This is a genomic window from Mucilaginibacter sp. A5337, assembly GCF_059690695.1.
Genome location: NZ_JCAWEC010000006.1, coordinates 537,201 through 545,397, shown reverse-complemented (window position 1 = coordinate 545,397; position 8,197 = coordinate 537,201). Strand labels below are relative to the sequence as shown.

Here is an 8,197-nt window from a genome sequence, read left to right as displayed (position 1 = left end):
ATCTCAGGACATTATCAAACCTGTAAATACATAACAGGATTATCTTAAAACCTGTAAACTTTTTTTAGGACGAGACATTCATTACCGAAAATATAAACTACAAACCTTTTGCACCTCTGGTGCAGCTATCCTCAAGCACATCTCAGTTAATACTGTTTATTAAAATTGTAAAAATCCCCCAGAGGGGGAAAAGGTTTGTAGAAAATAATGTCCCACCCCTTATCCGAACCCCAGAGGGGTTCAACTTACTTAAACCCGCAGAGGCCGGTGAGAAAATCATAAAGCAATCAACATAATCAAAACCAATGAGGGGTACTGATTACGATTTGTAATAGTTACCTTTGCGGCCAATATTTAAGTTGACGATGAAGAATACCGCATTAACCGATATCCACGTAAAAACCGGCGCTAAAATGGTTCCATTTGCCGGTTACAACATGCCCGTTCAATACGCAGGAATTAACGCCGAACACGAAACCGTGCGCAAAGCTGTTGGCGTTTTTGACGTGAGCCACATGGGCGAATTCATTTTAAAAGGCGAGAACGCGCTTGATTTAATTCAGCGTGTAACCAGCAACGATGCCTCAAAATTATACGATGGCAAGGTGCAGTACTCATGCCTGCCAAATGAAAATGGCGGCATTGTTGATGATCTGCTGGTTTACCGTATCGACGAAAAGACCTATATGCTGGTGGTTAATGCCTCAAACATTGAAAAAGACTGGGACTGGATCTCCAAATACAACACCAACGGCGTAGATATGAAAAATATCTCCGACCGTACTTCACTGCTGGCTATCCAGGGCCCCAAAGCTGCTGAAGCTTTGCAAAGCCTTACCGAGGTGGATTTGGTATCGATGGAATACTACACCTTTAAAAAAGGAACGTTTGCCGGCGTTGATAACGTGGTGATATCTGCTACAGGTTATACCGGAGCCGGCGGGTTTGAAATCTATTTTGAAAACCAATACGCGGAGCAGATCTGGGATGCCATATTCAAAGCAGGCGAACCCTTCGGCATTAAGCCAATTGGTTTAGGCGCACGTGATACCCTGCGTCTGGAAATGGGTTTCTGCCTTTATGGTAACGACATTGATGATAACACTTCACCGCTTGAAGCCGGCCTGGGCTGGGTAACCAAATTCAATAAAGAGTTTACCAATGCCGAAGCCCTGCAAGCCCAAAAACAAGCTGGTGTAAGCCGCAAGCTGGTAGGCTTTGAAATGATTGACCGCGGCATTCCGCGCCATGACTATGTTATTGTTGATGTGGATGGCAATACCATTGGCAAAGTAACTTCAGGCACACAATCGCCATCGTTACAAAAAGCTATTGGTATGGGTTATGTAGATACCGCTTTCGCCAAAGAAGGCACCGAGATCTACATCAGCATCAGGGATAATAAAATCAAGGCACAGATTGTAAAACCGCCGTTTTATAAAGCCCCCTAACCCCCTGAAGGGGGAACTACCTGTAAAGCTTTAAATAAACTACACAACAAATGTCCGAAACTACAACTACCCAAACTCCCCCTTCAGGGGGCCGGGGGGCACACGTTTGCCTAACCCCTGCATTACTGCCGCTTTTTAATGTGGAAGATTATATTGTAGTGGTTATTGATATTTTCAGGGCAACATCATCTATATGTTATGGTATTGAAAACGGTGCTGAGGCTATTATACCGGTATCACAAGTTGAGGAGTGTGCCGCGTATAGAGAGAAAGGGCTGGATTACCTTCTTGCCGCCGAACGCGACGGATCGGTAGTGGAGGGTTTTGATTTTGGCAATTCGCCATTTTCTTACACAAAAGAAAAAGTAGCGGGCAAAACCGTAGTATTAACCACTACAAACGGCACACACGCTCTGCATTTATCGCGCAGCGCTAAAAAAATTGTAATTGGTTCGTTCCTGAACCTTACCGCACTAAGCAACTGGCTTAACACGCAAAATGAAAATATTCTGCTGGTTTGTGCCGGATGGAAAAACAATTTCAACCTGGAAGATACCCTGTTTGCAGGAGCTGTGGTTGACCAGTTAAAAGACAAAGGATTTGTATTGGATGATGCCGCTATAGCCGCCAATGATCTTTTCCAGGTTGGTAAAAGCGATATCAATACTTACCTCAAAAAAACATCACACGGCGAACGCCTGAAGAAATTAGGTATCGAAAAAGATATTGAATTTTGCTTACAGATTGACCTGACTACCGCTATTCCGATTCTGGAAGGGGAGAAGTTGGTGAAATTGGTGGTGTAAAATAAGTTATGTCATTGCGAGCGCAGCGTGGCAATCTCGTAGCCATGCATATTCGATGTGCATAGCTACGGGATTGCTTCGTCGTTCCTCCTCGCAATGACATATTTATATATCAGGCGGTAAACTCTACCAAAGCCTTTTCAATCCTGCTGATGGTTTCTTCTTTACCAAGCAGCGCAACAATATCAAATACATGCGGGCCAAACTTACCACCAACCAGCATAATGCGGAATGGCAGCATCACATCACCAACTTTTAAACCTTTTTCTTCGGCAAGGGCTTTAAATTTAGCTTCCAGGTCATGCGCTTCAATAGCAGCCTCATTATTTAGCAAAGCGATGAATGCATGATAAAACTCCGTTTTGGTATCATTCCATTTAGGCTTTACCGCGTTAAGGTCATACTCTTTAGGCTGTTCAAAAAAGAAGCCTGCCTGCTGGTAAAAATCTGGCAACAGCACGCAACGGTCTTTGATCAAACCAATAACTTTTCCAAGATAGTCGTCGTCTTCAACTATAACGCCTTTATCAGCAAATACTTTCTTAACTGCCAACTGCAAATCGCCTACTGCCAACTTCTTAATCCACTCGGCATTGAACCATTTGGCTTTTTCAAAATCAAACTTAGCGCCTGATTTATTAACACGCTCTATCGAGAATTTTTCAATCAGTTCATCCAGGGTAAAAATCTCCTGCTCGGTACCATCGTTCCACCCTAAAGTAGCCAACAGGTTCAAAAATGCCTCTGGTAAAAAACCAAGCTCACGGAAACCCTGTGTTAATTCGCCCGATTTTGCATCGAACCAATTCATAGCATAAACCGGGAAACCCAAACGGGCACCATCGCGCTTACTCAGCTTACCATGGCCATCCGGTTTCAATATCAACGGCAAGTGTGCCCATTGTGGCATATCGGCTTTCCAGCCCAGGTATTCCCAAAGCAGTAAATGCACAGGGGCCGATGGCAGCCACTCTTCTCCGCGGAAAGCGTGGGTAATTTTCATCAGGTAATCATCAACTACCACAGCCAAATGGTACGTAGGCATACCATCAGCCTTTAACAATACCTTATCATCAACCTGGCTGGTTTCAAAGCTCACATACCCGCGGATCATGTCGTTAAAAGTAACGGTTTCACCTTCGGGCATTTTGATACGGATAACGTGCGGCGTACCGGCAGCAAGCAATGCGTCAACCTCATGCTGCGGCAACGAAAGCGAGTTTCTTAATGTATGGCGATAAGCTAATCCGTATTGAAAATTAGGGATCTCTTTACGATTTTTATCTAATTCTTCGGCAGTATCAAAGGCATAATAAGCATGGCCTTCCATCACCAGGCGTTCGGCATACTCACGATAAAGCGGTTTACGTTCGCTTTGGCGATAAGGGGCATAATGCCCTCCTGCAACCGGGCTTTCATCAGGGTGAAGGCCGCACCATTTCAGGCAATCTAAAATATATTCTTCGGCACCTTCCACATAACGGGTTTGATCGGTATCCTCAATTCGCAAAACAAAATCGCCGCCATGTTTTTTGGCGTATAGATAGTTGAACAACACGGTGCGCACGCCACCAAGGTGTAAACCACCGGTAGGGCTTGGCGCAAAACGGACTCTTACTTTTTTATCGGTCATGATGGGGCAAAGATAGGTTTTAAGTCGGAAAGTCCGGAAGTCCGCTGTCCGAAAGTCGAAAGGACGGTACAGGTCGAAAAGCCTGTAATCTGAAAGTTTGACCACGTACAAATTCGAACTTTTCAACTTACGGACTTGCGGACTCTCCGACTTACGGACTCCCTCCCCAACAAAAATTATATTTTACAAAGCAATTTTACGTTATTTGGACTGTGCCTAGCATGAACCCATATCAACAGAAAAAACGTTGGAAATATTTACTCCTTGCATTTGCCGTGGTAATTGCAATTGGCTCATTACTTTATACCCGTTACCTGGTAAAAAACATTGAGCGTTCGGAACGTACCCGCGCCCAGGTTTGGGCCATAAGTATGCGCCAGATCCTTGCCTCAGATGATAATGATTTTTTAAACTACGTAATAGCTGTGCGCGATAGCCTCACCGTACCCGCTATCGTAACTGATGGGAAAGGTGAAATAGTTTTACAGCGTGGCTTAGACACAACAAAAACCTTCATTAAGCTGGAAGCAGAAAGCAACAAAAAGAAAAAATACGATCCAGTTTATTTTAAAGAAGAGCTTGAATATATGAAGGGGCAGCATGCTCCTATTAAACTCCAGGTTTTGGGCGAAGAAAATTTTGTTTATTATAAAGACTCACCGCTGCTTACACAATTGCGCTTATTCCCTTATATCCAACTTACCGTAATTGCTATATTTTTATTGATGGCCTATACCGCCTTCAGCTCGTCCCGAAAATCGGAGCAGGACCAGGTTTGGGTTGGTTTAGCTAAAGAAACAGCACATCAGCTGGGCACGCCTATATCGTCGCTCATTGCCTGGATTGAGCTAATGAAAGAGAAGTTTAATGCCGAAGATGATGTGCTGATTGCCGAAATGGAAAACGATGTAAAGCGCCTGGAAATAGTGGCCGATCGTTTTTCGAAAATCGGCTCCAAATCCGTGTTGGAAGAACATGGCGTGTATGCTGTAGTGAAGGATTTTGTTGATTACTTTAAAGTTCGTGTAAGCAAAAACATCAGTTTTGAGCTTACCGGCAACCCTCATTTAAAGGCCGGCCTTAACATTCCGCTGTTTGATTGGGTGATAGAGAACATATTAAAAAATGCTGTTAATGCCATTGAGGGCAAAGGCAGTATTAAAGTTGAAATCAGCGGCAACAAGGTAAAAAACCAAATTTTTATCGATATTACCGATACCGGCAAAGGCATCCCCCGCTCTAAATTTGATACTGTCTTTCAACCCGGTTATACTACGCGCAAGCGGGGCTGGGGGCTGGGCCTGTCGCTCACCAAACGTATTGTGGAAAATTACCACAACGGGCAGATCTTTGTAAAAGACTCGGAAATAGGCAAGGGAACAACATTCAGGATAATACTAAAAAACACGCGCAATGATAACAAAACCAAAACCAGGTGATTATTCGCCGTTTGCTGCGGGATATGTAGGGCTTGTTGGCGACAATGATGTAATTAACATGCTTGAACAGCAAATGAATATCAGCTACCAGCTGCTCAGCAATTTAACCGACGAAGAAGCTTTGCACGCCTATGCCCCCGGTAAATGGACAGTTAAGCAGGCTTTGGGACACATGATTGATACCGAACGTACTTTTGCTTACCGGGCGCTCGTATTTTCGCGCAACCACATTGAGCTACCCGGTTTTGACCAGGATGTTTACGTTAACAATACCGATTTTAACAGTCAAAATATAAAAGATCTGGCCGAAGAGTTCAGGGCTTTACGCCAGGGCAATCTTTATATGGTTAAAGCTTTCAGCGATGAGCAATTAGCCCGTACTGGCATAGCCAGCAGCCATTTGTTTACTGTAGCGGCATTTGTATTTATGCTCGCCGGGCATGAGCGCCATCATTTAAACTTATTTAAAGAGCGGTATGGTATAGGGTAAGCCTGCCGCTTATTTTAACCGATTAGCCTCCTGCAAATTATCGGATGCAAAAGGTCAAATCAAACAGAATATCATACACCAAAACAATCTCTCCGACATACCCGGCTTTTTGTACAACCGGCTTGGCTGCAAAAAAAGCCCCGCCAAAATGCCGGAGCTTTAAATGATATTGAATAAATCGCTTATAATTTTTCGATATGCTGATCTTCCTTATCCAGCACTTCCCTTTTTTCGATGCGGTATGATAAAAACAAACCCGCTCCTCCAAAAATAGCGATCAATGCTACGTACAAAAAGAAAACATCGTCGTCAAAACTATTGAATATACCACGATTTAAAACATAGGCTAAAAACAACCCGATACCTGAACCAATGAGCAGCAAGCCCCATTTTAAATTTTGGTAAGGAGCCGATTGTGGTTTGTAACTCCTTGGATCCATGTTTCTTTCGATCATAGCTAATTTCTCCCGTTTGTTTAAGTAAACGATCCCGAAGATCATTGCGAATAAGCTGAGGGGTATTATAATTCCTGCTAATACACCCAATTCACCTGCGCCCATAATATTTGTTTTTTTAATTAAGTTAATATTGTTTTTTCTCTCTGTAAATACGCCGTTGCGGTGTATTTGTAAGCTATGACCACATGTTTTTTAAACAGGTTACACCCTGATTGAAAAAATATTTTCACCCCCCCTTTAGGGGGCCGGGGGGCTTGTGTACCTTTGCCTTAATGATAAGTGCGGCTACTCCATTTAACCTGCTGGGGCAGGATCTTTTATTATTACCACAAAAAGCCATTTACTGGCATCAACAAAAGGCGCTGATAGTTGCCGATGTGCATTTGGGTAAGGTTGGGCATTTCCGTAAAGCGGGGATAGCCATACCTCGCGATATGGAACAAAGCGACCTGGCTGTACTTTCTGATCTTATTTATGAACATAAGCCAGAGAAAGTAATTTTTTTAGGCGATCTGTTCCATAGCGATATGAATAACGACTGGGATTGGTTCATCCTTTGGCGCAGCCAGTTCCCAGCATTGCAGGTCATCCTCGTCCGCGGCAACCATGATGTAATCGATGATAAACATTATCACAACCTAAATATCGAGTTGCATGACGATTTATTGATAGGCCCATTTCTGATGATGCACCATCCGCTTGCTGATGATAAACCGGCGGCAGGCTATGTTTTTTGCGGGCACATCCACCCCGGCGTAAATCTGAGCGGCAGAGGGCGGCAAAGCATCACGCTGCCATGCTTTGCTTTCGGAAGCCGGCAGGTTATACTGCCGTCGTTTGGTAAATTTACGGGCCGGGTTGCTATCCGCAGCCTTCAAAACGACAGGATCTTTGCTGTATTGAAAGATAAAGTAGTTGCTATCGCCTGATTTTTCATACTGCACCAACCTTTATTACAGCGCATTAACTGTCATAGCAGTGTATTTACACCTTAACAGCCAGCCCATTGCTTTAGATTGATTCTAAATAGATTTTTGATCTTCAATAAGCCAAAACCTCTTCTATGTTTTGTTATTTAATAAATACTTTTGCCTAACAAATCCAATTCATAATGAGCGAATTCAAACAAACCTTAAACTCGTCGCTGGGCAAAAAGCTGATCATGGCTTTAACAGGCTTGTTTCTGTGTACCTTTTTAATTGTACACGTAGGCGGCAACCTGCTGTTGTTTAAACACGATGACGGTTTCAGTTTTAACGTGTATGCCAACTTCCTTACGCATTTTCCGCCTATCGAAGTAATTGCATACCTGTTGTACTTTTCCATTTTAGTGCATGCACTATACGGTTTGATCCTGACTGTCAAAAACCGTAAAGCCCGTCCTGTACGTTATGCAGTAGCGGCAAAATCTGATGCCTCATGGTCATCAAAAAACATGGGCCTTTTAGGTTCAATCATGTTCCTGTTCATCGTTATCCACATGGGCGATTTCTGGTTCCGTTACCACAACGACCAAACCATGGGCTTTAAAGAGTACCGTACCGATCTGGCTACCGGTGTTACCACTGCTGCCGAATACAAACCGGTTAACGCTGATTTCAGCCACTCTGTATCAACCGAAAACAATGTAGAGGTTGTAAGGGTAAAAGACCTGCATGCACGCGTTGTTTATAGCTTCAGCAACCTTATTTACGTTATATTTTACGTAATAGCCATGGGCGCTGTAGCATTTCACTTGCTGCATGGTTTCCAGAGCGCATTTCGTACGCTGGGCTGGGTACACCGCAAATACACCCCGGTAGTTTACTTTATTGGCACATGGCTGTTTGCGGTTATTATTCCGCTGCTTTTTGCCGCCATGCCGGTTTATTATTACTATTTATCAACCCAGGGAGCTCACTAAGTTAGCTGGCCAAAAGC

The 8,197-nt window shown here is 43.7% G+C and carries 8 protein-coding genes; 6 read left to right on the top strand and 2 right to left on the bottom strand.

Annotated elements, in window-relative coordinates; all coding sequences use genetic code 11:
* The first annotated feature begins 365 nt into the window (after positions 1-365).
* Both gcvT and AC59JO_RS22765 read left to right on the top strand, forming a co-directional pair.
* Entirely contained in the window at positions 366-1,451 is a 1,086-nt protein-coding gene (gene gcvT / locus AC59JO_RS22770) for a glycine cleavage system aminomethyltransferase GcvT (RefSeq protein ID WP_497308192.1), read from the top strand.
* A gap of 50 nt (positions 1,452-1,501) precedes the next feature.
* Positions 1,502-2,257 carry a 2-phosphosulfolactate phosphatase gene (locus AC59JO_RS22765; protein ID WP_413670445.1) on the top strand — a complete coding sequence of 252 codons (756 nt, stop codon included), beginning with the start codon at positions 1,502-1,504 and terminating at the stop codon, positions 2,255-2,257.
* A gap of 112 nt (positions 2,258-2,369) precedes the next feature.
* Here AC59JO_RS22765 and gltX read toward each other — a convergent pair whose 3' ends face one another.
* Complete coding sequence (gene gltX, locus AC59JO_RS22760; protein WP_497308189.1) at positions 2,370-3,890, bottom strand: glutamate--tRNA ligase; 1,521 nt, start codon at positions 3,888-3,890, stop codon at positions 2,370-2,372.
* A 221-nt stretch (positions 3,891-4,111) separates the two neighbouring features.
* On the opposite strand from gltX, the gene AC59JO_RS22755 reads away from it, so the two are divergent.
* Positions 4,112-5,329 (top strand): sensor histidine kinase, encoded by a 1,218-nt coding sequence (locus AC59JO_RS22755; RefSeq protein ID WP_413670447.1) that lies wholly within the window; start codon positions 4,112-4,114, stop codon positions 5,327-5,329.
* Positions 5,304-5,819 carry a DinB family protein gene (locus tag AC59JO_RS22750; protein ID WP_413670448.1) on the top strand — a complete coding sequence of 172 codons (516 nt, stop codon included), beginning with the start codon at positions 5,304-5,306 and terminating at the stop codon, positions 5,817-5,819. Before AC59JO_RS22755 ends, AC59JO_RS22750 begins: the two co-directional genes overlap by 26 nt.
* A gap of 182 nt (positions 5,820-6,001) precedes the next feature.
* Here AC59JO_RS22750 and AC59JO_RS22745 read toward each other — a convergent pair whose 3' ends face one another.
* The gene (locus AC59JO_RS22745) at positions 6,002-6,379 is read right to left on the bottom strand and encodes a DUF6249 domain-containing protein (RefSeq protein WP_413670449.1); all 378 of its coding nucleotides are present in this window, start codon (positions 6,377-6,379) and stop codon (positions 6,002-6,004) included.
* Between the two features lie 170 nt (positions 6,380-6,549).
* Here AC59JO_RS22745 and pdeM point away from each other — a divergent pair, with 170 nt between their 5' ends.
* Both pdeM and AC59JO_RS22735 read left to right on the top strand, forming a co-directional pair.
* On the top strand, positions 6,550-7,206 hold the full coding sequence (pdeM, locus tag AC59JO_RS22740; RefSeq protein ID WP_497308186.1) for a ligase-associated DNA damage response endonuclease PdeM: 657 nt from the start codon (positions 6,550-6,552) through the stop codon (positions 7,204-7,206).
* Between the two features lie 182 nt (positions 7,207-7,388).
* The gene (locus AC59JO_RS22735; protein WP_497308184.1) at positions 7,389-8,180 is read left to right on the top strand and encodes a succinate dehydrogenase cytochrome b subunit; all 792 of its coding nucleotides are present in this window, start codon (positions 7,389-7,391) and stop codon (positions 8,178-8,180) included.
* The last annotated feature ends 17 nt before the right edge of the window (positions 8,181-8,197 follow it).

Coding starts and splice junctions, on each gene's coding strand:
- gcvT (WP_497308192.1), top strand. CDS start 366: ATGAAGAATACCGCATTAACCGATATCCACGTAAAAACCGGCGCTAAA.
- AC59JO_RS22765 (WP_413670445.1), top strand. CDS start 1,502: ATGTCCGAAACTACAACTACCCAAACTCCCCCTTCAGGGGGCCGGGGG.
- gltX (WP_497308189.1), bottom strand. CDS start 3,890: ATGACCGATAAAAAAGTAAGAGTCCGTTTTGCGCCAAGCCCTACCGGT.
- AC59JO_RS22755 (WP_413670447.1), top strand. CDS start 4,112: ATGAACCCATATCAACAGAAAAAACGTTGGAAATATTTACTCCTTGCA.
- AC59JO_RS22750 (WP_413670448.1), top strand. CDS start 5,304: ATGATAACAAAACCAAAACCAGGTGATTATTCGCCGTTTGCTGCGGGA.
- AC59JO_RS22745 (WP_413670449.1), bottom strand. CDS start 6,379: ATGGGCGCAGGTGAATTGGGTGTATTAGCAGGAATTATAATACCCCTC.
- pdeM (WP_497308186.1), top strand. CDS start 6,550: ATGATAAGTGCGGCTACTCCATTTAACCTGCTGGGGCAGGATCTTTTA.
- AC59JO_RS22735 (WP_497308184.1), top strand. CDS start 7,389: ATGAGCGAATTCAAACAAACCTTAAACTCGTCGCTGGGCAAAAAGCTG.